The following is a 26,084-nucleotide window of genomic DNA, read 5'->3' on the forward strand; positions in this document are numbered from 1 at the left end:
GCATGAATGCAGCATTCTGGCAAGGCAAGCGGGTTTTCCTGACGGGGCATACGGGGTTCAAGGGCGGCTGGCTCAGTTTGTGGTTGCAGCAGTTGGGCGCCGAAGTGACCGGCTATGCGTTGGAAGCGCCTACGACGCCCAGTTTGTTTGAGGTGGCTGGTGTGGCGGGCGGCATGCATTCGGTCATCGGCGATGTGCGCGATGGCGTGGCGCTTCAGCGCGCGATGGCCGAAGCTCGCCCTGAAATCGTGATCCATATGGCGGCCCAGCCGCTGGTACGTTATTCCTATGTCAATCCGGTGGAAACCTACGCGACCAACGTCATGGGTGTGGTCAATCTGCTGGAAGCCGTGCGTGCTACGCCTGGCGTGCGCTCGGTGGTGAATGTCACTAGCGACAAATGCTATGAAAACCGCGAGTGGCCATGGGGCTATCGTGAAAACGAGGCCATGGGCGGCTATGATCCCTACAGTAACAGCAAGGGCTGTGCGGAACTGGTCACGGCCGGCTATCGCAGCTCGTTTTTCAATGCCGAAAAATATGCCGAACACGGCATCGCCTTGGGCAGTGGCCGCGCCGGTAACGTTATCGGCGGCGGCGACTGGGCACTGGATCGCCTGATTCCCGACATGCTGCGCGCCATTGGTGCCGGCCAGCCGGTGATGATCCGCAACCCACACTCAATCAGGCCGTGGCAGCACGTGCTGGAACCGTTGAGCGGTTACCTGACCTTGGCTGAAAAACTGTACACCGAAGGTCCGGTGCACGCCGAAGGCTGGAATTTCGGCCCGCACGACATCGACGCCAAACCGGTCGAATGGATTATCGAACGCATGACGCAGGAGTGGGGCGCGGGCGCCTCCTGGTCGCTGGACGGGCAGAATCATCCACATGAGGCGACCTATCTGAAGCTCGATTGTTCGAAAGCCCGTGGCCAGCTGGGCTGGCATCCGCGCTGGGATATTGGCCAGACCATCGCCAAGATCGTCGAGTGGCATAAGGCCTGCGACCAGGGTGCCGATATGCGTGCCTTTACATTGGCACAAATCACTACTTATCAAAATACTTAACTGAAAGCTGCATCATGAGCGAGCAATTGACACAACAACAAATCCGCGACCAGATCGCTGCCCTGGTGGCACAATACGGCGCGCTGGCCAGTGTACCAAAAGCATTCGAACCTGGCGTGACGGTGATTCCTCCTGCGGGCAAAGTCGTGGGCGCACCTGAAATGGAGCTGATGGTCGAAGCCTCGCTGGACGCCTGGCTGACCACCGGTCGCTTTAATGACGAATTCGAAAAGCGCCTGGCCAAGTTTATCGGTGTCGAATTCCTGATCACCGTCAACTCCGGCTCGTCGGCCAACCTGGTTGCTTTTTCCGCGCTGACCTCGCCAAAACTGGGCGCACGCGCCATCCAGCCCGGCGACGAAGTCATCGGTGTGGCTGCCGGCTTCCCCACCACCGTTAATCCTATCCTGCAATTCGGTGCGGTTCCCGTGTTCGTCGACGTCGAGCTGGGTACTTACAATATCGATGCCTCGAAAATCGAAGCGGCCATTACCGACAAGACCAAGGCCATCATGCTGGCCCACACCTTGGGCAATCCGTTCAATCTGGAAGTCATCGTCGCGCTGTGCAAAAAGTACAATCTGTGGTTGGTGGAAGATTGCTGCGATGCTCTGGGCGCCACGTATAACGGTCAGATGTGCGGTACCTTTGGCGATATCGGCACCATGAGTTTCTACCCTGCACACCACATCACCATGGGCGAGGGCGGCGCCGTCTTCACCAACAATCCTGAATTGAAAGCGATCGCCGAATCGTTCCGTGACTGGGGCCGTGACTGCTACTGTGCACCGGGCAAGGACAACACCTGTGGCCAGCGCTTCTGCTGCAAGCTCGGTACGCTGCCCGAAGGCTACGACCACAAGTACACCTACAGCCACCTGGGCTACAACCTGAAGATCACGGACATGCAAGCGGCATGCGGTGTTGCCCAGCTGAACCGTGCGGAAGGTTTCGTGCAAGCACGCAAGGATAATTTTGCTTACATGAAAGAGGGTCTGAAAAACTGTGAAGAGTTTCTGATCCTGCCGGAAGCGACACCGAACTCTGATCCATCGTGGTTTGGTTTCCCGATCACCATCCGTCCCGAAGCAAACGTCGACCGCGTCAGCCTGCTGACCTTCCTGGACCAACACAAGATCGGCACCCGCTTGCTGTTCGCTGGTAACCTGACGCGCCAGCCTTACATGATCGGCCGTAACTACCGCGTGTCAGGCGAGTTGACCAATACTGACCGCATCATGCACGATACGTTGTGGATCGGTGTTTTCCCGGGCCTGACCAAGGAAATGATGGACTTCTCGATCAGCAAGATCGAAGAGTTCTTCGGCGTTAATTTCTAACTGACACCAGGCAATGTCTCAAGCATACTCTGCAAGTGGCACGCATGTGCCCGGTGTCGCTGCGGACGATCTGGATCTGATTGCCCGCCACACCGCTCCGTCGGTGTGGCGGGCATTGGCCGGGCAGCGCATCTTCATCACCGGCGGTACCGGCTTTATCGGCTGCTGGTTGCTGGAAACGCTGTTGTGGGCTGATCAGCAATTCAAACTCGATCTGTGCTTGCATGTGTTGACGCGCCGTCCAGAGGCGTTCATTGCCAAGGCGCCACATCTGGCGCAGCACCCGGCAGTACGCTTGGTGCAAGGCGACGTGACCGATCTGGCGCATCTCAATGATGCCATCGATATCGTGCTGCATGCGGCGACCGATGTTGCCAACGCCGGCAGCGATCCGCGTCAGGTGTTTGACGATATTGTCAACGGCACCAGGGAAACCCTGGAGCTGGCGCGCCGCTGCGGCGCCCGACGCTATCTGCTGACCAGTTCAGGCGCCATCTACGGCCGCCAGCCGGACGCGATGACGCATATACCGGAACACTATGTCGGTGCGCCCGATACTTTGCTGCCTGGCACCGCTTATGGCCAGGGCAAGCGGGTCGCCGAGTGGCTGGTGCAATGCGCTGGTGTCCAGCACCACATGGAAACGCGCATCGCCCGTGTCTTCGCCTTGCTGGGGCCTTATCTGCCGCTGAACGCGCATTTTGCTGCTGGAAACTTCATTCGCGATGCCATGGCCGGTCAGGAAATCAAGGTTGGTGGTGATGGTACTGCCCATCGTTCCTACCTGTACGCCGCCGATATGGTGATCTGGCTGTTATCGATACTGGTCAATGGTGCTTCCGGTCAGGCCTACAATCTCGGTTCGGATGATGCACTGTCAATACGGCAACTGGCTGCGGCCGTGTCGCGTGTCTTGCTGGGCGAAGAGCGTTATTCGGTCAGTGCCGCGCCGGTGCCAGGTGCGCCGGTCCAGCGCTACATTCCGGATGTCGACAAGGCACGCAATGAGCTGAACCTGATTGTTCATACCGATTTATCGTCGGCCATTCGTAAAACCGCAGACTGGACGATGACGCGATCCTTGTCCAGCCGTGCTTAATCCGGAAATTCATGATGTCTGAATTTAACTCTTCCAAACTTCGCGCCACAGTGCTGAAGATGGCGTATGCCGGCTCGACCGTGCATATCGGCTGTGCCTTCTCGCTGATCGAGATCATGGCAGTACTGTACCGCAATCATTTACGTTATCCGGGCAACGACCCGCAAGCCGCGCAGCGAGACTACATGGTGCTCAGCAAGGGCCATGGCGTGATGGCGCAATATGCCTGCCTGTACGAAAAAGGCTGGTTGCCGAAAAGCGACCTGGACAATTATTTCAGCGACGGTTCTCGCCTGAAAGGCTTGTCCGATGCGCATATACCAGGTTGTGAAGTCACCTCGGGATCGCTGGGCCATGGCCTGTCGGTTGGCACCGGCATGGCGCTCGCCGCCAAGCTCGCCAAAACCGACCAGTACTGCTATGCGGTGGTCGGCGACGGTGAAATGAATGAAGGCCCGATGTGGGAGGCTATGCTGTTTGCCAAGCACTGGGCGCTCGACAACTTGATCGTGGTCGTCGATGAGAATGGCTTCCAGGCGATGGGTAAAACAGCGGAAGTAATGCAGCTCGGTAGCCTGCAAGCCAAATTCGAAGCGTTTGGTTTTGAGGCGATCACGCTTGACGGCCATGATGAGGCAGCGCTCGAGCACGCGCTTACCGAATTGAAAGCCAGCAAGAATGGCGCGCCGAAGGCGATTATCGCCAAGACCGTCAAAGGCAAAGGCGTTTCCTTCATGGAAAATCAAAATATTTGGCATTACACCCGCCTCACTGAAGACACATTTGGCGCCGCAATGACCGAGTTGGAGCAAGTTAAATGAGATCTGCATTTTCAAAAGCCATTGTCGATGCCGCCACGGCCGATCCGAAGGTCCTGCTGTTGACAGGAGATCACGGCTACGCGCTCTTCGATGAGTTCCGTCAGCGCTGCCCGGCACAATTCATCAATGCCGGCATCGCCGAGCAAAACATGGTTGGCGTGGCGGCTGGCTTGGCCAAGGCTGGCTTCAAGCCCATCGTGTATGGCCTGAGCGCCTTCGTGCCAGTGCGCGTGCTTGAGCAGATCAAGATGGATGTCTGCTATGAAAACCTGCCCGTCGTGTTTATCGGCGATGGTGCTGGCGTGGTCTACAGCAGCCTGGGCAGCAGCCATCAGTCGACCGAGGATATCGCGATGTTGCGGCCATTGCCAAACATCACCATTCTCTCGCCGTCCGACGCGTATGAGATGGCATATGCACTGCAGCACGCGTTGCAGTTCAAGGAGCCTGTCTACGTTCGTATTGGAAAGTCGGATGTCGGCGGCGTGCACAAGGCGGTGCCAACGGCGCCGATCGGCGACTTGTTGCCGGTGGCCGCTGGCAGCGGCAACAGCACGGCGTTTATTGCGACTGGTTCCATGGTAAACACCGCAGTGATACTGGCCAAGCAACTGGGTGATTGCGCCGTGTGGAGCATGCCGGCCATCAAGCCTTTTAATACGGCCCAATTGCTGGAGCTTGCGGCACAAGTGGACAACCTGGTGGTATTGGAAGAGCATAGCATTTGCGGCGGTATTGGCGGCCTGGTATCCGAACTGGTTGCCGCAGGATCCGGCGACAGGGCCAGGGTGATTCGCCATGGCATGCAAGACCGCTTCTCGGAAAAATGCGGGAGCTATTCGTATCTGATGCGCGAACACGGGCTCGATAATGCTTCGCTGCTATCGAAATTGAAAGAAGTTTTACCAGCTGAAAAAAATTAAAATGAAAGAAGCATGAAGTGCCATGCTGCTTGATGGTTTTGATATACACACTGTATTGAACGTTCCTGATATATGAGAATAATTGGTGCTGATGCAGTTATTTTTGAAAAATAATTGAATATATTTCTGATTCGTTGAATATTTTTCAATTTCCTTATTGAGTTTGAATAAAATGAAAAAAGCCTTAATTACCGGAGTAACTGGTCAAGATGGATCTTATTTGGCAGAATTTTTGCTTGAGAAAGGTTATGAGGTACATGGTATCAAGCGGCGTGCGTCGCAATTCAATACCCAGCGTATCGATCATATTTACCAGGATCCGCATGTTGAAAATTCCCGCTTCAAGCTGCACTATGGTGATTTGTCGGACTCGTCCAATCTGACCCGCATCCTGCAGGAAGTTCAGCCAGATGAGGTCTACAACCTTGGCGCGCAAAGCCATGTTGCGGTGAGTTTCGAGTCGCCGGAATATACCGCCGATGTGGACGGCATGGGAACCTTGCGTCTGCTGGAAGCCATTCGCCTGCTGGGTCTAGAAAAGAAGACCCGTTTCTACCAGGCGTCGACTTCGGAGTTGTATGGCCTGGTGCAGGAAACCCCGCAACGCGAAACGACCCCGTTTTATCCGCGCAGCCCGTACGCCGTGGCAAAAATGTATGCATATTGGATCACCGTCAATTATCGCGAAGCCTACGGTATGTACGCTTGCAACGGTATCCTGTTCAACCACGAGTCGCCACGTCGCGGTGAGACCTTTGTGACACGCAAAATCACGCGCGGCATGAGCAATATCGCCCAGGGTCTGGAGAAAGTGCTGTTCATGGGTAACATGGATGCGCTGCGTGACTGGGGGCATGCCAAGGATTATGTGCGCATGCAATGGATGATGCTGCAGCAGGATCACGCCGAAGATTTCGTGATCGCCACCGGTGTCCAGTACAGCGTGCGTGAGTTTATCCAATGGTCTGCCGCCGAGCTGGGCATCACGATTGAATTCAAGGGCCAGGGCGTCGACGAAAAAGGCATCGTCGTCAAAGTCGAAGGCGACAATGCGCCGGCTGTCAAAGTCGGCGATATCATCGTCGAAATCGATCCGCGTTATTTCCGTCCTACCGAGGTTGAAACCCTGTTGGGCGATCCGACCAAGGCCAAGGAAATCCTGGGTTGGGTACCGGAGATCACCGCGCAAGAAATGTGCGCCGAGATGGTTCAGCATGATCTGATTGCGGCCAAGCGCCATGCCCTGCTGAACATGCATGGTCATGACGTATCGATTTCGGTAGAGCGTTAAGATGAGCGATACCCCTATCAGGAATATTTTCGTGGCGGGCCATCGCGGGATGGTCGGCGGCGCGATTGTGCGCGGTCTGCAAAAAGATGCGCGCAATCGCATCGTGACGGCCACCCGTAGCGAACTCGATCTGACCAATCAGGCAGCGGTGGCCAAATTTTTCGAAGAGAACAAGTTCGACCAGGTGTATCTGGCCGCCGCCAAGGTAGGCGGCATTCATGCCAATAATACCTACCCGGCCGACTTCATCTACGAAAATCTGGTGATTCAATCGAACATCATCAATGCGGCCCACGTCAATGGTGTTCAGCAGTTGCTGTTTTTGGGTTCGTCGTGCATCTATCCCAAGAATGCCATCCAGCCCATGCCCGAAAGCGCCTTGCTGACGGGTGAACTGGAGCCGACGAACGAGCCGTATGCGATCGCGAAAATTGCTGGTATTAAATTGTGCGAAAGCTACAATCGTCAGTACGGCCGTGATTATCGCTCGGTCATGCCGACGAATCTGTACGGTCAAAACGACAATTTCCACCCTGAAAACAGCCATGTGATTCCGGCGCTGCTGCGCCGTTTTCACGCAGCGACAGTCGCTGCGGATGAGGAGGTGGTGGTATGGGGCAGTGGTACGCCGATGCGCGAATTCCTGCATGTCGACGATATGGCGGCAGCCAGCATTCATGTCATGAATCTGGATGGCGCTTCGTTGAAAGCACTAACCCAGCCAATGCAAAGTCACATCAACGTCGGTACCGGTATCGATTGTACGATACGTGAACTGGCGGAAACGATTGCCCGAGTTACAGGCTATCAGGGACGCGTCGTATTTGACGCAAGCAAGCCTGATGGCACACCGCGCAAATTACTTGATGTTACTCGCCTCAACCAGTTGGGCTGGAAAGCATCGATCGATTTGGAAACGGGACTTCGTGAAACGTATAAATGGTATGTCGCCAATATATTGAACGCACGGAAGTAATTTTTATCTGTATCGTCAAGATGCAGCGACAGATTTCTTCACCGGTCGGAAAAATCACAGTATCCAGATTGATTTAAGAAAATTATGAAAGGCGAAAGCCAGGTTAATCCGAAGCACATTATTGGGATAGATATTCTACGGTTCATCGCTGCGATAATAGTGATGTGGGATCACTATGGTTTCTGGCTGGAATCGATCCCAATAAGGTAACAAAAAGCGTCAGTCATGGATTAACTGGCTTCCCCGAGATTTATGATTATTCACATTTCGGCTGGATTGGTGTACAGGTATTTTTTTTCATCTCGGGTTTTGTTATTGCTTTTTCCGCACAGCGCGCTTCCTATTTTGAATTCTTTGTGAGCTGGGTGATTCGGTTGGGACCGTGCGTCTGGATCTGCGCATCAATTACTTTGTTTTTCCTGTTTACGGTAGATGGCGGATTTCAGTTGATCCAGCGCTATTTGCGAGCGATATTGTTTATCCCGTTTGGCGCCATGATCGACGCGTGATACTGGACGCTGGGCATGGAAATGGGATTTTATTTCATGATTTTCATGCTGTTGTTTTATTAATAAGTTTTCGTGGATAAGGAATTTTTCTCTGGTAGTCGGTTGCGTCAGTGCGATTTTTGGTTTGCCACGTATCTGTCCGTTGTCTGGAATACGATGTAATTGACAGCCATCCTGACAAAAATGGGTGGAAAAAAATGTTTGCGTTGCTGCTGGTGCATCACGGTATCTTTTTCTCGATTGGCGTGCTGTTGTGGAATCAGCTGAAATATGCTGGCTATATAAATGCAAAGTGGTTTGCAATTTTCGTTGTTGCGGGTTGTCTGCAAATCATAGCGACTTCCAGATCACTGAATGTGGATTCCGTGATGGATTACACGGCTTACCTGACTTGTATCCGATGGATTTTTTCGGTCGTATTCATATACTATTCGGCTCGTTTTAATCACCATTTCCATACCTTGCCGCAAGCAGTAGTACGCGCCGCCAGGACAGCGGGTTTGATGACGTTTCCCATTTATCTGCTGCATCAAATGGCTGGAAGTATTGCCATGGGCTGGATGGTCAGATTCGGTGTGGGGCGTTGGACAGCATTGATCATCACAATGATAGCCGTGGTATTGGTGTCGTGGCTGGTGGCCATGAAGCTTGAGCCACCGGTGCAAAGGTTCACCAAGGATTGCCTCTACAGGATGAGAGATGGCTACCGTCAATTTTTCAATATAGTCTAAGCGACAAGAAAAAATGCCTGCAGGTCGATGGCCTGGTCGCCTCGCCAGGCAGGCCTGCGCAAGAAGTAGCCTGCAGCAACAAGTTAATGCGTAACGGCGCAGCTCAGTGTAGCCATCGCTTTAAGCTGGCGATGGTGCATGCGATGCATGCACCTGGCATGACATATGTCGGGATACCGTGCTGGTCGGTATTCGGCCAGAGTGACTATCCCTGCTGATGGCGCCTGACATCCTCTGCTGCGTGTCGGTACTTTCTGTCCCAGTCGCCCGGCGAGCATTTGCATGGTTCCGGTTCTCAGCCGCGACGACTTGCCGCTCTCTGCGGTTGTGTCAGGCGTTTTGGTGATTCCTGAAAATGCCTGAGCGAGAGATATCGTCAGGCCGTGCAAGCGCACACTTATTTCAGCACCAACTTTTCTTCAGCAAGTTTCTTTTCGTATTGCGTACGCAGGGTATTGTTTGCCTCTTTGACGCCAGGACCCGAGAGATTGTTCTCCCATTCCCAGATGCGCAGCCAGATGCCGATTTCCATGTGCCAGCGATAGAACGAATGCAGAAACCCCAGCATGCCAAAGCGCCAGCTGCCAAAGCGGACATAGCTGTTCAAAAACTGTTTGCTGGAGTGGGCAATCATTTTCAGCCATGAAAAGCGCGTGCCCGCATCGTATTTTTGTTTTGCCAGTACGTCATTGTAGTTGGCATGAGTACGCTCGGTACGAGCGCAATCATAGTCGCGGAATTGATAGAAATGGCAGGACTCGTCGGTCACCAGGCTCAACACTCTTTCTGGAGCGCACACCATGCGTCCGCGATCATGTACCTGATTGCCGCTATAGTCGACCGCGCCTTTTTTGTAGAAGCGTAATTCTCCCGGAAATCCCTTGCGCGGCTGGCCGCTGATCGGAATCGGTTCCCCCGCAGTGACGCTGACCCGGAATGCGCGCACCACGTCGTGCGTATTGTTTTTGGCGACGTTGGCATAACGTTGCAGCAGTGCCAGCGGTATGAATTCGCTGACGGAAGCGATCAGTAGGTAGTCGGTATCAATCGCAGCCTCTACCTTGTCCATCACATCGGGCGTCTCGATGAATCCCGGATTCTTGATGGTGACATAACGATGGCCGGCCGCTGTCAGGCGTTCGCGCATGTCGTCGGTACTGTCATTATCGATAACAATAATCGGGAACAGATCTTTGAAATTGTCGATGCATCGCAGGACGCGCGCCGATTCATTGTAAGCAAAAATGCATACAGTAATATTATTGTTCAACACTAAGACGCCTTTTGATGAAAATATTATGAGAGGCTATGATCGCCAGGATCGCGAGTTGGCCAGAAATCAAGGCCGCAGCAATTAATATTGGCAAAGCTTTCGCCTCTATCGGGCAGATCAGGATAAGCGCGGTAACGATAATGCCCCCCAAGGTCGCCATTGGTATGATCCACAAGGGCTGGCCGGTCGCATTTCTATGATTGGTATGAATGCCAATCAGTGTGTTGCCGCCTTCGACCAGGACGCCAGCCGGTACCAAAAATACATAGGGCATCAAATCGAGATGATTGGTAGCATGCAGAAAGACCCAGCCCGCCGGCAGCGATGCCAGCGCCAGGCCGATGATGCAGGCCACGGCAATCTTGAAATAACGCGGCGTTGCCTCGCCACGGCTGGCATACTGCTTCGGTATCCAGATCTGTCCCAGAATCGCCAGGCAGGCGTTGGCCGCCGTGCTGCCCAGCGAGGTCAGGAAGGATACCGCGCCGATCAGGTCCGGACGCTGGAAGGCATAATTCACATAGGGACGATAACCCTGTAATTGCATCCAGTTCATCAGGCCGGACGAACCGATGGGAATGATGTTTTTGATGAGTTTAGTGTAACCGAAAAAGTAGACACCTTTATCGCGTGTGGTGAAGTGGTAGATCAGCCCGAGACCCGATGCCGCCGCGAGCATCGCACCAATCGAATTGGCAACAATGATGCTCTCACCCGTATGAAATCCGGCCTTGATCACCAGCATAGTGATGCCCAAGCGCATCATCTGTTCAAATAAATTGACTATTGCCGATTTGGTCGCCATGCCTGCCAATTGCAAGAGATTGCGCATCAAGGCGGACAGGAAGGTCATGCTGGCAAGCGATGCGCAGGCAAGACCAACGATCAGGCCGGTTCCGCTGGTCGCATACATATAGGCCGTGCCAAATGCAAATACCAGCAGAAAGCCAGGTATCAGTACCAATGAAAAATATTTGAACAGTTCGCGCAGATTGATGGATTTTTTTTCAGACAGGTCATGCAGCAGTCTTTGCAGGTTGTAATCCGCACCAACGAAAATCAGCGCATTGGCCAGATAAGACAAGGTGACGTAAAGATAATATAGTCCGACCTGTTCCAAAGGCAACTCACGCACCACGACAATGCTGATGGTGAGGGCCAAACCTGTTGCGACGACGCGCATCAGTATTAGTTTAAGCAGTTTGGCTTTTGCAAGGAATTTATTAATCACTCAGTTATTCACTTTTTGCTTTTGGATTATTCCACGGAGATACACGCGCAGGACTCTGGAAGCCGGCAACGTTGCTGCAAAATGTGTATTTCGGTGTGTAACACTCATCGGCAGATGCTGGTTCAGCCTGCATGGCTGGCATGTTACGGCAGGAGTCTGCAGAACACCTGCTCTCCTGCCATACATCGTCATGCTTAATAGGCGCCGTCTTTTTTGAAAATCACCTTGACCGTTTTGAGTAGGATAACGATATCATTGAACAGCGACCAGTTCTTGACATACCAGGCGTCGAGATAGACGCGGGTATCGTAGCTGACGTCATTTCGGCCGCTGACTTGCCATAAACCGGTGACGCCTGGTTTTGCTTCCAGATAGTAATCGACCTGATTGCCATAACGTTCGAGTTCGGCATCGACAATCGGGCGTGGCCCAACCAGGCTCATTTCACCTTTTAGCACGTTCCATAGCTGTGGTAATTCATCCAGGCTGGTACGGCGCAGGAAGTGGCCGATAGACGTGATGCGGGGATCGTTTTTCAGTTTGAAATCACGATCCCATTCGGCGCGTGCCTGCGGATCGCGTTCCAGTAATTCTTTCAGCAGTATGTCAGCATTGACGGCCATGGTACGGAATTTATAGCACAGGAAATGCTTGCCATTCTGGCCTACGCGCTTGTGGCCGTAGAAGATAGGGCGGCCTGATGCCAGTACTTTCGCAGCGATCCACAGCAGCACAGGAGAGCCGACAATCAGCACGGCAATGGATGTCGTCAAATCGAAGCAGCGTTTGATTAGTTGCAATCCCGGCCGCGCCAGGTTATTGCGCATGGTCAGCAGCAGCACTTCGTGTGTGAAGAAATGGTTGACCTCCATGCCATAGAGTGGCAAGCCGCGTACGGCAGGTACCACTTGCATGTTGGCGACGCGTCGGCTCACTTGCTGGATCATGCCTTGATAGGCATCGATGCCGCCTTGTTCCAAGGCGACTACTGCATGGGGATCACCCAGCGCTTTCAACGTTAACTCAGGATCCGGCCCAAGAGAAATGCAGGGAACGGCCTGTTTACTGCGGTTCAGATATTGATGCTCGAAGCGTTCCTGTCCATCAGGAATCAAAAAAGCGATCAAACGATAGCCCATCAATGCCTCTTCGTCGAATGCAAGTGCAGTTTGCAAGGCATTGTCGCCCCAACCGATGATGACCATCGGGCGTATCCAGCCTCCCACTTTCAATAGCAGGAATTTGACCATGCCTCGCAAGAGCAGAACAAAGCAAGGCGCCAGCAGCCACGTCATCAGGAGTGCGGCACGCGAAGAGTTGCGTTTGCCGAGGAAAAGCAGGGAGGCGTCAATCAGGCCCATGATCAGCACGATTTTGAGCACCTCCCTGATTTCGTTGGAGTAGGGGCGGCGCTTGGCATGATGGCCCTTCAGTTTGAAGAGGGCCAAGGTCACCAGCGAAAGCAGGAAAAAGCTCAGGAAACGTGAGTTGTCGAGGCCCCAGGTGTTCAACTCACTACGATGCAGCGCTACTGCTCCGGCTAGCCAGAATACGGCGAATAGCGCCGTTGCATCAGCAATCGTCAGAAAATACTTTTCTGCTACGCTGCTGCAATACCATTTGACCTCTTGTACAAAAATGCCTTCGACGGGTTTCATGATGACTTGCTAAACCTTATAAACTTCATTCAGTATGTAACCAAGGGAGCTGGCAAAGCCAGACCTCTTAGCCGCTTGCTTAAACCCTACCGTAACGGTCTTCAAACCGCACGATATCGTCCTCGCCCAGATAGCTGCCCGATTGAATTTCAATCAGTTCCAGTGCTACTTTGCCAGGGTTGGCCAGCGAGTGCACTACGCCCAAGGGAATATAGGTGGATTGGTTTTCCGTCAGCAGATATTCCTTGTCGCCGTTAGTGATCTGGGCTGTACCCGAAACGACGATCCAATGCTCGGCGCGATGATGATGCATTTGCAGCGATAGTTTGGCGCCTGGTTTGACGGTGATGCGCTTGACCTGGAAGCGCTCGCCATTGCCGATTGAGTCGTACGAACCCCATGGGCGGAAGACTTCGCGGTGCATGGTGGCTTCATTGCGCTCTTGATTGATCAGCTGTGCAACGAGAGACTTGGTATGCTGTGCCTGATCTGCATCCATGACCAGTACAGCATCAGCGGTTTCCACGATGACGGTATTGCGCATGCCGATGGCGGTCACTAAACGGCTGTTGCCATGCACCAGGCAATCGTTGCAATCCTGCAGTAACACATCGCCTTGGACGCTATTGTTATCGGCGTCTTTTGTTGCCACATCGAAAACGGCTGCCCAAGAACCAATATCATTCCAGCCAGCGTTCAGCGCTATAGTCGCTGCGTCGCCAGTACGTTCCATGACGGCGTAGTCGACGGCGATGTCAGGGCTGGCAGCATATGCATCGTGATCCAGGCGGATGAAGTCGAGGTCGCTCTTTGCTTTTGCCAGTGCATCACGGCAGGCTGCGACGACAGCCGGCTGAAAGCGTTCGAGCTCTTCCAGGTAGCGGCTGGCGCGGAACAGGAACATGCCGCTGTTCCAGAAGTAATCGCCGCTGGCAAGGTATTGTTCAGCCAGCGCCAGTGCCGGTTTTTCAACAAACTCTATAATACGCTGGACCTGGCCAGCCTCACCGTCCTCTGCGCGGATATATCCATAGCCTGTTTCAGGTCCGGTTGGCGTAATACCGAAAGTGAGCAATTTTCCTTGTTCTGCTGCATGACGAGCCAGGCTGATAGCGTGGTGAAACGCTGGCGTATCCAGAATCACATGGTCTGAAGGCAATACCAGCAATACCGGATCGTCGCCGTTTTCCATCGCCTGCAACGCTGCCGTGGCGATGGCCGGCGCCGTATTGCGGCGCACTGGTTCGAGCAGCATGCGTGCATTGCTCATGCCGATTTCGCGCAGTTGTTCTGCAACAATAAAACGCGACGATTCGTTGCATACGAGCAGGGCCGGTGCAAGTGCGGCAATACCAGTCAGTCGCTGTAGCGTTTGCTGCAACATGCTGTCTTTGCCAGACAAACGTAAAAATTGTTTGGGGAAAGCTTCGCGGGACAGAGGCCACAAGCGTGTGCCGGAACCGCCGCAAAGAATAACTGGCACTAGCGAAATATTCATCTATGATTCGATATGAAAATTAAAACAAATTTACAAAAAATGCAGTGATAAATTTTTAAAAATTAACAACGAAATTTATTAATTTGAAAAAGATGAGCGTTGAAAAGCGATTTAATGCGTGTTTTTGTGACGATGGTGAACATTGTAATTTGCTTGGTAGTTATCTTCATCAGAGCACGAGAACTTCTCTCAAAAAAGCAACATACAGTTAACAGTGATACTAAAATGACTATATTGCCTGCGAGCTAACTCCAGGAAATTTTGATGCTGTCTGTGATACGGGGTAGTGTCAAGTGATCGATCCCCTGTTTGGTGCCATGCGCAACTGTGCTACCGCAACTAGCAATTGACAAGGACGATCGATTGTTTCTCATCAGACCATCGCAAGAAACACGAAAAATAGTATGCGTTACACACATTAAAAAATAAAAGCCCATTTTTCAATAAGTTGAAAAGGGGCTTTTATCATGGACGTGAGAGTGAACTCTCTTCGTTCATCAAACCTTCACGTCAGGCTTGTAAACAAGCTGGCGTCAGGCTTATCCGTCGCTGCCAAGGCAGCTAAGGATTAATGATGGCTTGGGGTAGCGTGCGCGGTGGTCGAATCCGAGCTTGCAGCACCTGCTACCACTGCTACAGCAGCGCCGATAGCGATCAGGGTGCTAACGCTCAGGCCGGCAACGGTGGTACCAGCTGCTGCGCCTGCAGCGGCGGTGCCAGTTGCTGGTGCAGCTGCGGCAGGAGCTGGAGCCGATTGAGCAAATGCTTGTGCCGAAGCGAAGCAGAGGATTGCCGAAGCGATCAGAATTTTCTTCATGGAATATCCTTTTTTGGTTGAACAGAGGGAATAATTGAAACTTATGAAACTGGTACACGATTGTAACAACATTTTTCATGTAAGTCTGCGTCACACAGTTCATAAGGCAAATTAGCAATGATCCAACTCTATCTTAAAGCAAATTTTATGTTTTCTTACGGATATGTTGTTCAAGGTTAACACATCGCCTGGAACGCCAGTCCAATACAGCGGCCTCTGATGACCATGAGCACGCTTCCATCGTGCGCTGATGGTATGGGTGCAAGTTTGCCAAGTCGTCGCCAACCCGCGTAAAATGCGCTGATCGCGGGTGTAGCTCAATGGTAGAGCATAGGTTTCCCAAACCTAAGACGAGGGTTCGATCCCCTTCACCCGCTCCAATCGACCGGAGGTTGATATGGACGCAAGTCAGCTCGATTGTGATATTGCCTCCACAGGCTGGAAAGCTTGGCACGACGTTTCGTGGATCAAGGTTTATCAGACTGTCGCGAGGCTGCAAGCAGGCATTACGAAGGCAGCAAAGGCAGGTGAATGGCGGACGGTTCGCTCCCTGCACAGACTCCTGACCAAATCCACTGGAGCGAAAGTTCTGGCTGTGAGGAGGGTAACGGAGAATCGTGGCCGAAAAACTCCCGGTGTGGATAACAGGCCTGGAGCACCCCAGAAAATGGCAGGCGGTAGAAAGTCTTGGTATCAAGGATACAAGCCTCTGCCACTACGTCGCATTTATATCCCGAAAAGTAATGGTGAACGACGCCCCTTGGGCATTCCCATCATGCGTGATCGGGCTATGCAAGCGCTGCATCTGTTAGCGCTGGACCCCATAGCCGAAACAGTCGGCGATCCTCATTCATATGGTTTTAGACGGGAACGATCGACGGCGGATGCCATCGGCCAAGTACGAAATATACTGAGCCGTGACGTGTCTCCGAAGTGGATTCTCGAAGGGGATATCAAAGGCAGCTTCGACAATATCAGTCATGACTGGTTGATTGCCAATGTCTGCATGGACAAAGGCGTTCTTCAAAAATGGCTGAAAGCAGGGTTCGTCGAGATGGGAAGATTATTCCCGACGCAAGCCGGCACTCCGCAGGGAGGCATCATTTCCCCAGTGTTGGCCAACCTAACCTTCCATGGGCTGCAAAACGAACTGACCTCTTTGTTTCGGACTATGAGGGAAGCGAGGGCTGCGAAGGTCAATCTGGTGCGGTACGCGGATGACTTCATTATTACCGGCAGCTCGAAAGAGTTGTTGGAAGATGTAGTCAAACCTTTGGTGGAAAAATTCTTGCCACCAGAGGGCTTGTTCTTTCGGAGAGGAAAACCGGAGTTACGCATGTGAACGATGGCTTCGATTTCCTCGGGTGGGACGTCAGGTATTTTGATAGAGGGCTGCTGGTGCAACCTTCCAAGAAAAACCAGAAGGCGTTCCTGGACAAGATTCGGGAGTTTCTGAGAACACGACAGGGTGTAGCACAGGTTGAGGTGATAGAAAAACTCACACCAGTTGTCAGGGGATGGGCCAACTATCATCGGAGTCAAAACTCAACCCGTACGTTTGCAAAATGTGGCCATCAAATTTGGCAAGCGTTGTGGCGCTGGGCGTGCAGACGCCACCCTAATAAGGGGAAGAAGTGGATTAAGAAGCGCTACTTCAGGTGCGTAAAAGGACGTGATTGGTATTTCGCCGACAAGGATAAGCTGCTGCCAGTCTTGAGTGGGTATGCGAAGTAGATTCACGCCAAGATCAACAGCGAAGCAAATCCATATGACCCAAAGGATGATAACTACTTCTCCAAACGGCTTGCATGGCGGATGGATAAGACTCTGGAGGGGCGGCGCAAGCTGCGATGGTTGTGGTGGTGGCAGGAAGGTTTATGCCCGGTATGCGAACAGAAGATTACACGTGAGACGGGATGGCATCTGCACCATATCGTCAAGCGATCTGAACGTGGATCGGACAAGCTGACCAACCTGGCGTTGTTGCATCCGAACTGCCATATGCAGTTTCACGTTGGAGAGAAGCTCGGTCCTGCCGGTATCTCTATGTTCAAATAGTGGCACTGATGGATTGCTTGAGCCGTATGCAGGGAAACTTGCACGTACGGTTCTTAGGGGAGGGGATGGCCGCGAGGTCATCCCCTTACCCAACTTACGACGAGGGTTCGATTCCCTTCACCCGCTCCAGTCTCCTGACGTTTCCCTGCCTGTTTACTCCCTGATCTGCTGATAATTCTGCGGATAATTGGCCTGGAATTCTTTCGCCCGCGTCGCCCACACATCGTCAAACGAGAACGAGAAATTTTGCCAGAACGGGTCGTTGCGGGGGATCGCGCTGTTGGCGTTGTTCAGGATTTCGCCGTCATTGCGCGTCTTGAAGCTGGCGCTGCCGAAGTTGGAGCCTTCCAGGGTCAGCCGGTAGTTGCGGTTGGCCTGGTAGCGTGTCCATTCATCGTTGTCCCAGGATGGCAGCGCGCTGTAGTGGCTGATGATGTCGGGTGCATAGAATTCGCCCCAGTTGCCGAGGAATTCCACTTTGGCTTTGTCCTGGGCATTGGCGAAGCGGAAGGCGTGGGTGCCGGCGCCGTCCTTGTGGTAGACGACCATCGGGTGTCCCCACTGGTTCAGGATCTCGTCCAGCCGCCTGGTGGTGAACTTGCCGTGGGCGCTGACGCTGGTGTGGGAGATAAAGTCGCCCTGACCATTGATCTTGCCGGTCCACACGATGACCGTTTCCACGTCATGGCGGTGGCCGCCCAGGAAGGTCAAGCCGACGGCCTGGTCTTTCTCGAAGTACAGCTCGTAAAGGTGTGCGCAACGCTCGACCTGGTTACCGCCTTCATCCGTTGCCTTGCACAACTGACGGTGTATCGTGTTGGCGTACACGCCCCAGTGGCTATATTGGCAGTTGCCCGACAGCGAGGCGGTAGCGTTGCGGCCCGGATTCTGGCGCAAATTCGCATTGCGGTCGAACGGGGTCGCCGGATAGCAGCCATCCGAGTCGAAATCGAATACCGGATGGAAGTTGCGCACCTGTTTTTCATTGTACTTCGTGATGGCCGTATCCCAGCGTGGAAGTTCATCCGCGCGCACGTCCATCGCGTGCAGCGCCAGCAGCGATAGCGGGAGGGCCGCCAAGGTGTTTTTCAGCAAGCGGGGAAGATTGCAGCGGCGGGATGCGAAAGTCTTGTTCATCATATATCCTTTGTATGATCTTCTGTATAAGTGCCGCGCCCTGTAGCGCTGGCGTAAAGCAGGCGAAATAATTCCCAGAGGAAACAATAACAAGCTGATATTACAATGCGTATATGACAATCTGTTGACATGGATGAAACCATGCCGAAAAAATACAAGGCCGGACCTGCGCAACAGGTTTTGCGGGAGGCACCGAGGCGGCTGGCGCAATAATGTGGCTGTTATAATGCAGCCTGCGCCTGTGCGGCGCCTCTCCAGCTTGGTACGCGCGATGGCGCACCACTGGCAGTTTACCGAGGCGCGCTGCACGGCTTTTTCTTATCCTGTACGTTTTCTTCATTTCCATGTCTTCTGATACCCCAGCAAACGGCCCGGTGCGGCCGATGATGTACGATCCGACCGAACACCGCATCCGCAGTTTCGTTACCCGCGCAGGGCGCTTGTCCGTGGCGCAGGCGCGCGCGCTTGAAACGCTGGGGCCGCAATTCCTGCTGCCGTTTGCCAAGGAATCGATGGATTTTGAACAGGTATTTGGCCGCAAGGCGCCCGTGATCCTGGAAATCGGCTTTGGCATGGGCGCGACGACCGCGCATATCGCCAAGGCCATGCCGGAAAAGGATTTCATCGGCGTGGAAGTGCATACGCCCGGCGTGGGCAGCCTGCTGAAACTGATCGGCGAGGAATCGCTGACGAATCTGCGCCTGCTGCAGCACGATGCCGTGGAAGTGCTCACGCATATGATTCCTGCCAACTCGCTGGCCGGCATCCACGTGTTTTTCCCCGATCCCTGGCACAAGGCGCGCCATAACAAGCGCCGCCTGATCCAGTCACCGTTCGTCAAGCAGCTGACCGACCGTTTGGCGCCAGGCGGCTACCTGCATTGCGCTACCGACTGGGAAGACTACGCCGTGCAGATGCTGGAAGTGCTGAGCGCCGAGCCGCAGCTGCAAAACAGTGCCGACGGCTACGCGCCACAGCCGGCCTACCGTCCGCTGACCAAGTTCGAAAACCGCGGCCTGAAACTGGGCCACGGCGTATGGGATCTGGTATTCATCAAAAAGTAACGATTCCAATCGCAGCCTGCTTGCTTGGCAAGCCTGCGCAATTCGATTAAGCTTGATTTTTTTGTATTGATTGAAATAATGCCCAAGAAGATACTCGTAACCGGCGCGTCCGGTTTTATTGGTTCGCATACCTGTGTCGAATTGCTGGCGGCCGGCTATGATGTCGTTGCGGTGGACAATCTGTGCAACAGTGCGCGTGAAGCGGTCAATCGCATCGAACGTATCGCCGGCAAGAGCATGCCTTTTTATGAAGCCGATGTGCGCGACCGCGCAGCCATGGCCCAGGTGCTGCGTGAGCATGCTATCGATGCGGTGATCCATTTCGCTGGCCTGAAGGCGGTCGGTGAATCGGTAGCGCAGCCATTGATGTATATGGATAACAACGTGACGGGTACCGTGGCCTTGCTGGAAGTGCTGGCCGCTGCGAATGTGAAGCGTTTTGTCTTCAGTTCGTCGGCGACCGTGTATGGCGACCCGGAAGCCTTGCCCATCCTGGAGACCTCGCGCTTATCGGTGACCAACCCGTATGGCCGCTCCAAGCTGATGGTCGAGCAGATCCTGGCCGATCTCGTGCGTGCCGATGCCCAATGGCAAATGGGCGTATTGCGCTACTTCAATCCTGTGGGCGCACATGCCAGCGGTTTGATCGGTGAAGACCCTGCCGGCATCCCGAACAACCTGATGCCCTTCATCGCGCAGGTAGCCGTGGGCCGCCGCGAGCGCCTGGCCGTGTTTGGCAACGACTATCCGACGCCGGACGGCACCGGTGTGCGTGACTACATCCACGTGGTCGACCTGGCGCTGGGCCATGTGGCCGCCTTGAACCGCTTGTTCAGCAAAGACGGTGGTTTTACCGTCAATCTGGGCACGGGCCATGGCTACAGCGTGCTCGACACCGTGCGCGCCTTCGAGGCGGCCAGCGGCCGCACCGTACCCTACGAAATCGTGCCGCGCCGCCCTGGCGATATTGCCAGCTGCTACGCCTCGGCCGATCAGGCGCGTGAACTGCTGGGCTGGAAAGCACAGAAGAATATCGATGACATGTGCGCCGACCACTGGCGCTGGCAGCACCAGAACCCGCAAGGTTATGCCGTTTGATGCACATCAGGCGCGCATAAAAAAATCCCGCTCACGATATCGTGAGCGGGATTTTTTTTGAAGCGTCCCAGGATATCTGAAATATCCTGGGCAGTTTTTCAAGCCATCATTATGGATATAAGCCGCGCACTTCGCGCGCCTGCAGTACGCGCGTGCAGGCCAGGATGAAGGTAGCGGTGCGCATCGATACTTTCTTCTCTTGCGACACTTGCCATACCGCGTCGAACGCTTCGCGCATGATGCGGGTCAGGCGGCTGTTGATCTCTTCTTCGGTCCAGAAGAAGCTCGAGAAGTTTTGCGCCCACTCGAAGTAGCTGACGGTCACGCCGCCGGCGTTGGCCAGCACGTCTGGCACGATCAGTACGCCACGCTCGGTCAGGATGTCGTCGGCAGCTGGCAGGGTCGGGCCGTTGGCGCCTTCCAGGATAATCTTGGCGCGGATTTTATGTGCGCGCTCGGCGGTGATCTGCTGTTCCAGCGCGGCCGGAATCAGGATGTCGCTGTCGATGCCCCAGAAATCTTCGCGTGGCAGGAATGCCTCGGCGCCAGGGAAGCCTTCAACGCTGCCTGCTTCAGCCACGTGGGCCAGCAAACGCGGGATGTCCAGGCCACCAGCGTGCACCACGGTAGTTTTATGATCTTGTACGGCGACGATCTTTGCGCCGGCTTCAGCGAACATGCGTGCAGCTACGCCGCCCACATTGCCGAAACCTTGCACGATCACTTTCGCGCCTTCGATCGCCATGCCAACCTTGGCGGCAGCATCGCAACCGACCACGTACACGCCACGGCCGGTCGCATCGCGGCGACCCAGGCTGCCGCCCAGCGAAATTGGTTTGCCAGTCACCACGCCGGTCGACATATTGCCGCCGATCATGGCGTAGCTGTCCATCATCCACGCCATGACCTGTTCATTGGTGTTGACGTCCGGCGCCGGGATATCCTTGTTTGGGCCGATGATCATGCTGATCTCGCTCGTGTAGCGGCGGGTCAGGCGCTGCAGTTCGCCGCGCGACAGGGTCTTCGGATCGACACGGATACCGCCTTTGGCGCCGCCGTATGGCACGTTGACTGCTGCATTCTTGACCGTCATCCAGGCCGACAGGGCCATCACTTCCGACAGGGTCACGTCCTGGTGGAAGCGCACGCCGCCTTTACCGGGGCCGCGCGACAGATTGTGCTGCACGCGGTAGCCTTCGTAGTGGGCAATGGTGCCGTCATCGCGCTCGATAGGCACGTCGACCGTCAGGATGCGCTTCGGGCGCTTCAGCGTTTCTACCCAGCGCGACAGGTTGCCCAGGTAAGGCGTAACGCGGTCGATCTGCTCGAGGTAGACGCCCCATGGGCCCAGGTCTTCAGGATTCAGGTAGGAAGGAAGTGCGTGCTTGCTGGTCATGCTTGATAAGCTCCTGGACAATACGAATACGTTAGAGGCGCAGCAAAGATAGGGCTGCGCGCAGCGGAACCGCATCGTAGGCGATCACCTCATGCCCCGGCCAATGCTTTGTGCGCATCCGGTTATGCATTTATTGCATAGTTATGGAGGCTTGCAGATTTATGCTGTGACTGGGCGTGGCTTGCGGCGACGCGGCTTGCCTTCCTGGGATTGCACCAGGTATTGCCACAGGCTTTCCACAATCGGCTTGCCGGGGCGCAGGCCGGATGGGCGTTCGCGGTACAAGCGGATTTCCAGTTCGATTTCCCATCCCGGCTCACCGCCGTCGGCACGCGCCAGGTGCTTGTACTTCACGTCGCGCATGACGGCCGATTCGGGCAAGAAGGCGATGCCGCGCCCTTCCAGCGCCATCATCTTCAAGCCTTCGGCCATATCCGTTTCGTAGCAGGTGTCGAGAAATAGCGGTGTCTTGGCGTCGGCCACCAGCAATTCCACCATGCGTCCCAGGTAGGCGTTGCTGGTGTACGACAGAAAAGGCAACGGATCCCTGGCGGTGCCGGGCAAGACGAAATCGGGCACCCGGTCCTGGCCGCAGCGGGCATACGCGCGCAGGGTCTCGCGGCCCATCACCAGCATGTCGTAGCGGCCCGGATCGAGCTGCACCGGCTGGCGCGGATGGTGATAGCACAGCAGCAGGTCGCAGCCGCCATCGACCAGCTGCAGCACCGCATCGTGCACGTTCAAGGCCATCAAGCGGCTGTTGATCGGCGCAAAACCTTGTTCCAGCGCTGTCAGCCACTTCGGCATGAAGGTCAGCGACAGGGTATGCGGCACGGCGAAATCGACGCTGGTTTGCGTGGCTGCGCGCTTGCCGCGCAACAGCGCCCGCACGCCGTTGATCTGCCCCAGCATTTCCAGTGCCTGCTCGTAAAACACGGCGCCGGCTGGCGTCAGTCGCGTGGGATACGAAGTGCGGTCGACCAGGTCGATGCCGAGCCAGTTTTCCAGCGACTGGATGCGGCGCGAGAAAGCGGGCTGGGTGACATGGCGCAGGGCCGCCGAGCGGCTGAAATTATGCGTTTCAGCGAGTGAAATGAAGTCTTCCAGCCATTTGGTTTCCATCGCAGGATCGTACCGTTTTTGGACGCAAATGCAAAGTGGACTAATGACTGATTAGAAAATTTCCTAAATGAAATAAATAATTGTTTGTCATGGAAAATCTGGCAAAATATTTCACTTCGCGGCTAGCGCCTGCCTGTGCCGCGAGTCCGGCTCCTTCCATCGTCCTATTTTTCAGGTGTTCAATGAAACAGAAATTGTTGTTGTCCTTCGTCGTGGCCGCGCTCGCGCACATGGCCGCGCCCCTGCACGCCGCCACGCCAGCCGCGCCAGCCAAACCCGGTGCGGTGGCGACGGCCAATGTGCCGTTCCAGCGCAGCGCCTTCGAGATCAGGCAGCAGAAATTCGTGCTCAAGAATGGCTTGACCCTGATCGTGCATGAAGACCACAGCGTGCCGGTAGTGGCCGTGAACCTGTGGTACCACGTCGGTTCGCGCAACGAGCAGCGCGGCAAGACGGGCTTTGCGCACCTGTTTGAACACTTTTTCTTCAACGGTTCGGAAAACTATCCGCACGGCTTCCGCGAAGCGATGGATGACCTGGGCGCGAACAACCGCAATGGCACCACCAACGGCGACCGCACCAATTTCTATGAAGACGTCCCCGTCTCGGCGCTGGAGCGCACCTTGTACCTGGAATCGGACCGCATGGGCTACCTCGGCAACTACATTTCGAAAGAGATGCTCGAACGCGAGCGTGGCGTAGTGCAAAATGAAAAACGCCAGGGCGAGAATCAGCCGTACGGGCGCGTATGGCAAGAAATCAGCGCCCAGATGTATCCGTATTCGCACCCGTATTCCTGGTCGACCATCGGCAGCATGGACGACCTGAATGCAGCCTCGCTGGACGATATCAAGCAGTGGTACCGCACCTTCTATGGCCCGAATAACGCCGTCATTTCGCTGGCTGGCGACATCACGCCCGAGCGCGCGCTGGCGCTGGTGAACCAGTACTTCGGTGCGATTCCACCGGGTCCGCCGCTGCCGCGCACGCAGACCTGGATTCCCCGCCTGGACAGCAATATCCGCAGCGAGATGGAAGACCGCGTGCCGCAGGCGCGCATCTACCGCAGCTACCACGCGCCAGCCTTTGGTGATCCGTCGATTCCGGCCCTGTCGCTGTTCGCCGATGTGCTGGCCGGCTCGAAAAGCGCGCGCCTGAACCGCCGCCTGGTATTTGAAAAAGGCCTGGCCACGGCCGTCAATGCGGGTGTCGATGAAAACCAGATCGCCGGCACCTTCAGTATTATCGTGACCGTCAAGCCGGGCGTGGCGCCGCTTGACGTCGAGCGCGAGATGGATCAGGTATTGCAGCAATTGCTGAAAGAGGGGCCAACGGCGGACGAACTGGCGCGTGCCAAGACGAGCGGCTTTGCCGCTGTCGCGCGGGCCAATGAGCGCCTGGGCCACCGTGCCAACCTGTTGTCTGAGAACGCCACTTTCGGCGCCACGCCGGAAGCCTATCTGGACCAGCTGGAAGCGCGCTCCAAGGCCACACCCGAGCAGGTGCGGCGCGCTGGCGCTGCCTGGCTCAACGCTTACAGCCATACCCTGACCGTCAAGCCGTTTGCACCATTGGCCGCAGAAAAATCCACGCTGGACCGCAAGCTGCTGCCGGCCCTGGGCACGCCGCCCGATGTGGCTTTCCCCGCCATCGAGCACGCGCAGCTGAAAAATGGCGTGAAAGTGGTGCTGCTGCAGCGGCACACGGCGCCGATCGTCAATGTCACCCTGGCGCTTGATGCCGGCAGCGCCTCTGACAGTGCCGCCAGGGCAGGCACTGCTTCGCTGGCGATGGATATGCTCGACAAGGGCACGCGCACGCGCAACGCCTTCCAGTTGTCCGATGCGCTCGAATCGCTGGGCGCCAACCTGAGCGCCGGCACCACGCCTGACATGTCCCTGCTGCGCCTGCAATCGACGGCCGCCAACCTGGCGCCGTCGCTGGGCCTGATGGCGGACGCCGCCCTGCATCCGGCCTTTGGCGAGGAGTTGTTTGCGCAGCAGAAGCAGCGCCGCCTGGCGCAGATCGGCCAGGAAAAGGCCCAGCCCACCAGCCTGGCCATGCGCATCGTACCGGGCATTTTGTATGGCAAGGAGCAGGCCTATGGTCGTCCCGCTTCCGGCTATGCCGGCACTGTGCAAGGCTTGACGCGCGCCGACGTGGCCCAGTGGCACGCCACCTGGTTCAAGCCAGGCAGCGCCACCGTGATCGTCACCGGCGACACCACCCTGGCGCAGTTGATGCCGGCGCTGGAAGCGTCGTTCGGCAACTGGCAGGGCGGCAGCGCACCGGCCAAGCCGGCCAGCGCGCCTGGCCGTACGGCAGGCAAGCGCGTGTTCCTGATCGACAAACCCGATGCGCCACAATCGACCATCGTCGCCGCACAGCTGTCGCAGGTGCAGGGACAGGCAGAAGACCTGGCGATCGAACCGGTGATGCAAAACTTTGGTGGCATGGCGACTTCGCGCCTGAACCGCAACCTGCGCCTGGACAAGCACTGGAGCTATGGCACCAGCGGCCAGCTGACCAATCTGCGCGGCCAGCGCGCCTTTTTGGTGCTCGCTCCCGTGCAGACCGACAAGACGCGTGAAGCAATGCAGGAAGTGGCGAAGGAAATCCGCGGCGTCGCTGGCGAGCGTCCGCTGCAAGGCGAAGAGTTCAACAGCATCATGCGCAATATGAGCGCCCGCCTGGCGGGCCGCTTCGAAACCTTGGGAGCGCTGGAATCGGCTGCCCTGACCAGCGTGAACCTGGGCTTGCCGGACGATCACTGGGCTGGCTACTCGGCCAAGGTGCGCCAGTTGAATGAAGCGCAGCTGGCGCAGGCGGCAGCCAAATTCGTGCAGCCGGACGACCTGGTGTGGGTAGTGATCGGCGACTTGCGCAAGATCGAAGCGGGCGTGCGCGACTTGGGCTGGGGCGAAGTCACGGTGCTCGACGCCGATGGCGTGCCGGTAGCCTCGAAGTAAGTT

General features: G+C 55.5%; 23 protein-coding genes and 1 tRNA gene. 16 read left to right on the top strand and 8 right to left on the bottom strand.

Annotated elements, in window-relative coordinates; translation table 11 throughout:
- The first annotated feature begins 2 nt into the window (after nt 1-2).
- The 9 genes from rfbG (at nt 3) to ACL9RI_RS07140 (ending at nt 8,760) form a co-directional block, all read left to right on the top strand.
- Nucleotides 3-1,070 carry a CDP-glucose 4,6-dehydratase gene (gene rfbG / locus ACL9RI_RS07100; RefSeq protein WP_422725881.1) on the top strand — a complete coding sequence of 356 codons (1,068 nt, stop codon included), beginning with the start codon at nt 3-5 and terminating at the stop codon, nt 1,068-1,070.
- Between the two features lie 14 nt (nt 1,071-1,084).
- The gene (rfbH, locus tag ACL9RI_RS07105; protein WP_422725882.1) at nt 1,085-2,410 is read left to right on the top strand and encodes a lipopolysaccharide biosynthesis protein RfbH; all 1,326 of its coding nucleotides are present in this window, start codon (nt 1,085-1,087) and stop codon (nt 2,408-2,410) included.
- 46 nt (nt 2,411-2,456) lie between these two features.
- The gene (locus ACL9RI_RS07110) at nt 2,457-3,509 is read left to right on the top strand and encodes an NAD-dependent epimerase/dehydratase family protein (RefSeq protein ID WP_422725883.1); all 1,053 of its coding nucleotides are present in this window, start codon (nt 2,457-2,459) and stop codon (nt 3,507-3,509) included.
- A gap of 11 nt (nt 3,510-3,520) precedes the next feature.
- Nucleotides 3,521-4,330, top strand: coding sequence for a transketolase (locus ACL9RI_RS07115; protein WP_422725884.1), 810 nt, complete (start codon nt 3,521-3,523; stop codon nt 4,328-4,330).
- Nucleotides 4,327-5,253, top strand: a complete 927-nt coding sequence (locus ACL9RI_RS07120) for a transketolase family protein (protein ID WP_422725885.1) — start codon at nt 4,327-4,329, stop codon at nt 5,251-5,253. The genes ACL9RI_RS07115 and ACL9RI_RS07120 overlap by 4 nt, the downstream gene beginning before the upstream one ends.
- Nucleotides 5,254-5,425: 172 nt before the next feature.
- Nucleotides 5,426-6,544: a GDP-mannose 4,6-dehydratase gene (gmd, locus tag ACL9RI_RS07125; RefSeq protein ID WP_422725886.1), complete on the top strand. Its 1,119-nt coding sequence runs from the start codon at nt 5,426-5,428 to the stop codon at nt 6,542-6,544.
- Between the two features lies 1 nt (nt 6,545).
- On the top strand, nt 6,546-7,520 hold the full coding sequence (gene fcl, locus ACL9RI_RS07130; protein ID WP_422725887.1) for a GDP-L-fucose synthase: 975 nt from the start codon (nt 6,546-6,548) through the stop codon (nt 7,518-7,520).
- Between the two features lie 164 nt (nt 7,521-7,684).
- Nucleotides 7,685-8,029 carry a hypothetical protein gene (locus tag ACL9RI_RS07135; RefSeq protein ID WP_422725888.1) on the top strand — a complete coding sequence of 115 codons (345 nt, stop codon included), beginning with the start codon at nt 7,685-7,687 and terminating at the stop codon, nt 8,027-8,029.
- Between the two features lie 197 nt (nt 8,030-8,226).
- Nucleotides 8,227-8,760, top strand: coding sequence for a hypothetical protein (locus tag ACL9RI_RS07140; RefSeq protein WP_422725889.1), 534 nt, complete (start codon nt 8,227-8,229; stop codon nt 8,758-8,760).
- Nucleotides 8,761-9,157: 397 nt separating this feature from the next.
- Here ACL9RI_RS07140 and ACL9RI_RS07145 read toward each other — a convergent pair whose 3' ends face one another.
- The 5 genes from ACL9RI_RS07145 to ACL9RI_RS07165 all read right to left on the bottom strand — a co-directional run bounded on the left by ACL9RI_RS07145 (nt 9,158) and on the right by ACL9RI_RS07165 (nt 15,237).
- Nucleotides 9,158-10,030: a glycosyltransferase gene (locus ACL9RI_RS07145; RefSeq protein ID WP_422725890.1), complete on the bottom strand. Its 873-nt coding sequence runs from the start codon at nt 10,028-10,030 to the stop codon at nt 9,158-9,160.
- A complete protein-coding gene (locus ACL9RI_RS07150) occupies nt 10,020-11,264 on the bottom strand; it encodes a hypothetical protein (RefSeq protein WP_422725891.1) in 1,245 nt (414 codons plus the stop codon). Before ACL9RI_RS07150 ends, ACL9RI_RS07145 begins: the two co-directional genes overlap by 11 nt.
- Before the next feature lie 194 nt (nt 11,265-11,458).
- Nucleotides 11,459-12,922 (bottom strand): undecaprenyl-phosphate galactose phosphotransferase WbaP, encoded by a 1,464-nt coding sequence (gene wbaP, locus ACL9RI_RS07155; RefSeq protein ID WP_422725892.1) that lies wholly within the window; start codon nt 12,920-12,922, stop codon nt 11,459-11,461.
- A gap of 79 nt (nt 12,923-13,001) precedes the next feature.
- A complete protein-coding gene (locus ACL9RI_RS07160) occupies nt 13,002-14,420 on the bottom strand; it encodes a mannose-1-phosphate guanylyltransferase/mannose-6-phosphate isomerase (RefSeq protein ID WP_422725893.1) in 1,419 nt (472 codons plus the stop codon).
- A 568-nt stretch (nt 14,421-14,988) separates the two neighbouring features.
- Entirely contained in the window at nt 14,989-15,237 is a 249-nt protein-coding gene (locus tag ACL9RI_RS07165; RefSeq protein WP_422725894.1) for a hypothetical protein, read from the bottom strand.
- Nucleotides 15,238-15,543: 306 nt separating this feature from the next.
- On the opposite strand from ACL9RI_RS07165, the gene ACL9RI_RS07170 reads away from it, so the two are divergent.
- The 4 genes from ACL9RI_RS07170 to ACL9RI_RS07185 all read left to right on the top strand — a co-directional run bounded on the left by ACL9RI_RS07170 (nt 15,544) and on the right by ACL9RI_RS07185 (nt 17,295).
- Nucleotides 15,544-15,617, top strand: a tRNA-Gly gene (locus ACL9RI_RS07170).
- A 17-nt stretch (nt 15,618-15,634) separates the two neighbouring features.
- Complete coding sequence (locus ACL9RI_RS07175; protein WP_422725895.1) at nt 15,635-16,579, top strand: reverse transcriptase domain-containing protein; 945 nt, start codon at nt 15,635-15,637, stop codon at nt 16,577-16,579.
- Nucleotides 16,580-16,635: 56 nt separating this feature from the next.
- Entirely contained in the window at nt 16,636-16,971 is a 336-nt protein-coding gene (locus ACL9RI_RS07180) for a group II intron maturase-specific domain-containing protein (RefSeq protein WP_422726131.1), read from the top strand.
- Between the two features lie 81 nt (nt 16,972-17,052).
- On the top strand, nt 17,053-17,295 hold the full coding sequence (locus tag ACL9RI_RS07185; RefSeq protein WP_422725896.1) for an HNH endonuclease signature motif containing protein: 243 nt from the start codon (nt 17,053-17,055) through the stop codon (nt 17,293-17,295).
- A 153-nt stretch (nt 17,296-17,448) separates the two neighbouring features.
- Here ACL9RI_RS07185 and ACL9RI_RS07190 read toward each other — a convergent pair whose 3' ends face one another.
- Nucleotides 17,449-18,432, bottom strand: a complete 984-nt coding sequence (locus tag ACL9RI_RS07190) for an NPP1 family protein (RefSeq protein ID WP_422725897.1) — start codon at nt 18,430-18,432, stop codon at nt 17,449-17,451.
- A gap of 383 nt (nt 18,433-18,815) precedes the next feature.
- Between ACL9RI_RS07190 and trmB the strand changes: the two genes are divergently transcribed.
- Both trmB and galE read left to right on the top strand, forming a co-directional pair.
- Nucleotides 18,816-19,496 (top strand): tRNA (guanosine(46)-N7)-methyltransferase TrmB, encoded by a 681-nt coding sequence (gene trmB, locus ACL9RI_RS07195; protein WP_422726132.1) that lies wholly within the window; start codon nt 18,816-18,818, stop codon nt 19,494-19,496.
- A gap of 78 nt (nt 19,497-19,574) precedes the next feature.
- Nucleotides 19,575-20,594 (top strand): UDP-glucose 4-epimerase GalE, encoded by a 1,020-nt coding sequence (gene galE / locus ACL9RI_RS07200; protein WP_422725898.1) that lies wholly within the window; start codon nt 19,575-19,577, stop codon nt 20,592-20,594.
- Nucleotides 20,595-20,703: 109 nt separating this feature from the next.
- Here the strand turns inward: galE and ACL9RI_RS07205 are convergent, their stop codons facing one another.
- Together ACL9RI_RS07205 and ACL9RI_RS07210 are read right to left on the bottom strand one after the other, a co-directional pair.
- Nucleotides 20,704-21,990 carry a Glu/Leu/Phe/Val family dehydrogenase gene (locus tag ACL9RI_RS07205; protein WP_422725899.1) on the bottom strand — a complete coding sequence of 429 codons (1,287 nt, stop codon included), beginning with the start codon at nt 21,988-21,990 and terminating at the stop codon, nt 20,704-20,706.
- Between the two features lie 159 nt (nt 21,991-22,149).
- Nucleotides 22,150-23,112 (bottom strand): LysR family transcriptional regulator, encoded by a 963-nt coding sequence (locus tag ACL9RI_RS07210; RefSeq protein WP_422725900.1) that lies wholly within the window; start codon nt 23,110-23,112, stop codon nt 22,150-22,152.
- A gap of 182 nt (nt 23,113-23,294) precedes the next feature.
- On the opposite strand from ACL9RI_RS07210, the gene ACL9RI_RS07215 reads away from it, so the two are divergent.
- Nucleotides 23,295-26,081 carry a M16 family metallopeptidase gene (locus tag ACL9RI_RS07215; RefSeq protein ID WP_422725901.1) on the top strand — a complete coding sequence of 929 codons (2,787 nt, stop codon included), beginning with the start codon at nt 23,295-23,297 and terminating at the stop codon, nt 26,079-26,081.
- Nucleotides 26,082-26,084: the final 3 nt, after the last annotated feature.

Origin of the sequence: Janthinobacterium sp. Mn2066 (genome assembly GCF_049319705.1) — a bacterium.
In the GTDB taxonomy this organism is placed as follows: domain Bacteria; phylum Pseudomonadota; class Gammaproteobacteria; order Burkholderiales; family Burkholderiaceae_D; genus Janthinobacterium.

Bases quoted from the DNA above. Each gene is read 5' to 3' on its own strand.
- rfbG (WP_422725881.1), top strand. From the start codon at position 3: ATGAATGCAGCATTCTGGCAAGGCAAGCGGGTTTTCCTGACGGGGCAT.
- rfbH (WP_422725882.1), top strand. From the start codon at position 1,085: ATGAGCGAGCAATTGACACAACAACAAATCCGCGACCAGATCGCTGCC.
- ACL9RI_RS07115 (WP_422725884.1), top strand. From the start codon at position 3,521: ATGATGTCTGAATTTAACTCTTCCAAACTTCGCGCCACAGTGCTGAAG.
- ACL9RI_RS07120 (WP_422725885.1), top strand. From the start codon at position 4,327: ATGAGATCTGCATTTTCAAAAGCCATTGTCGATGCCGCCACGGCCGAT.
- gmd (WP_422725886.1), top strand. From the start codon at position 5,426: ATGAAAAAAGCCTTAATTACCGGAGTAACTGGTCAAGATGGATCTTAT.
- fcl (WP_422725887.1), top strand. From the start codon at position 6,546: ATGAGCGATACCCCTATCAGGAATATTTTCGTGGCGGGCCATCGCGGG.
- ACL9RI_RS07140 (WP_422725889.1), top strand. From the start codon at position 8,227: ATGTTTGCGTTGCTGCTGGTGCATCACGGTATCTTTTTCTCGATTGGC.
- wbaP (WP_422725892.1), bottom strand. From the start codon at position 12,922: ATGAAACCCGTCGAAGGCATTTTTGTACAAGAGGTCAAATGGTATTGC.
- ACL9RI_RS07160 (WP_422725893.1), bottom strand. From the start codon at position 14,420: ATGAATATTTCGCTAGTGCCAGTTATTCTTTGCGGCGGTTCCGGCACA.
- ACL9RI_RS07165 (WP_422725894.1), bottom strand. From the start codon at position 15,237: ATGAAGAAAATTCTGATCGCTTCGGCAATCCTCTGCTTCGCTTCGGCA.
- ACL9RI_RS07175 (WP_422725895.1), top strand. From the start codon at position 15,635: ATGGACGCAAGTCAGCTCGATTGTGATATTGCCTCCACAGGCTGGAAA.
- ACL9RI_RS07185 (WP_422725896.1), top strand. From the start codon at position 17,053: ATGGATAAGACTCTGGAGGGGCGGCGCAAGCTGCGATGGTTGTGGTGG.
- ACL9RI_RS07190 (WP_422725897.1), bottom strand. From the start codon at position 18,432: ATGAACAAGACTTTCGCATCCCGCCGCTGCAATCTTCCCCGCTTGCTG.
- trmB (WP_422726132.1), top strand. From the start codon at position 18,816: ATGATGTACGATCCGACCGAACACCGCATCCGCAGTTTCGTTACCCGC.
- galE (WP_422725898.1), top strand. From the start codon at position 19,575: ATGCCCAAGAAGATACTCGTAACCGGCGCGTCCGGTTTTATTGGTTCG.
- ACL9RI_RS07205 (WP_422725899.1), bottom strand. From the start codon at position 21,990: ATGACCAGCAAGCACGCACTTCCTTCCTACCTGAATCCTGAAGACCTG.
- ACL9RI_RS07210 (WP_422725900.1), bottom strand. From the start codon at position 23,112: ATGGAAACCAAATGGCTGGAAGACTTCATTTCACTCGCTGAAACGCAT.
- ACL9RI_RS07215 (WP_422725901.1), top strand. From the start codon at position 23,295: ATGAAACAGAAATTGTTGTTGTCCTTCGTCGTGGCCGCGCTCGCGCAC.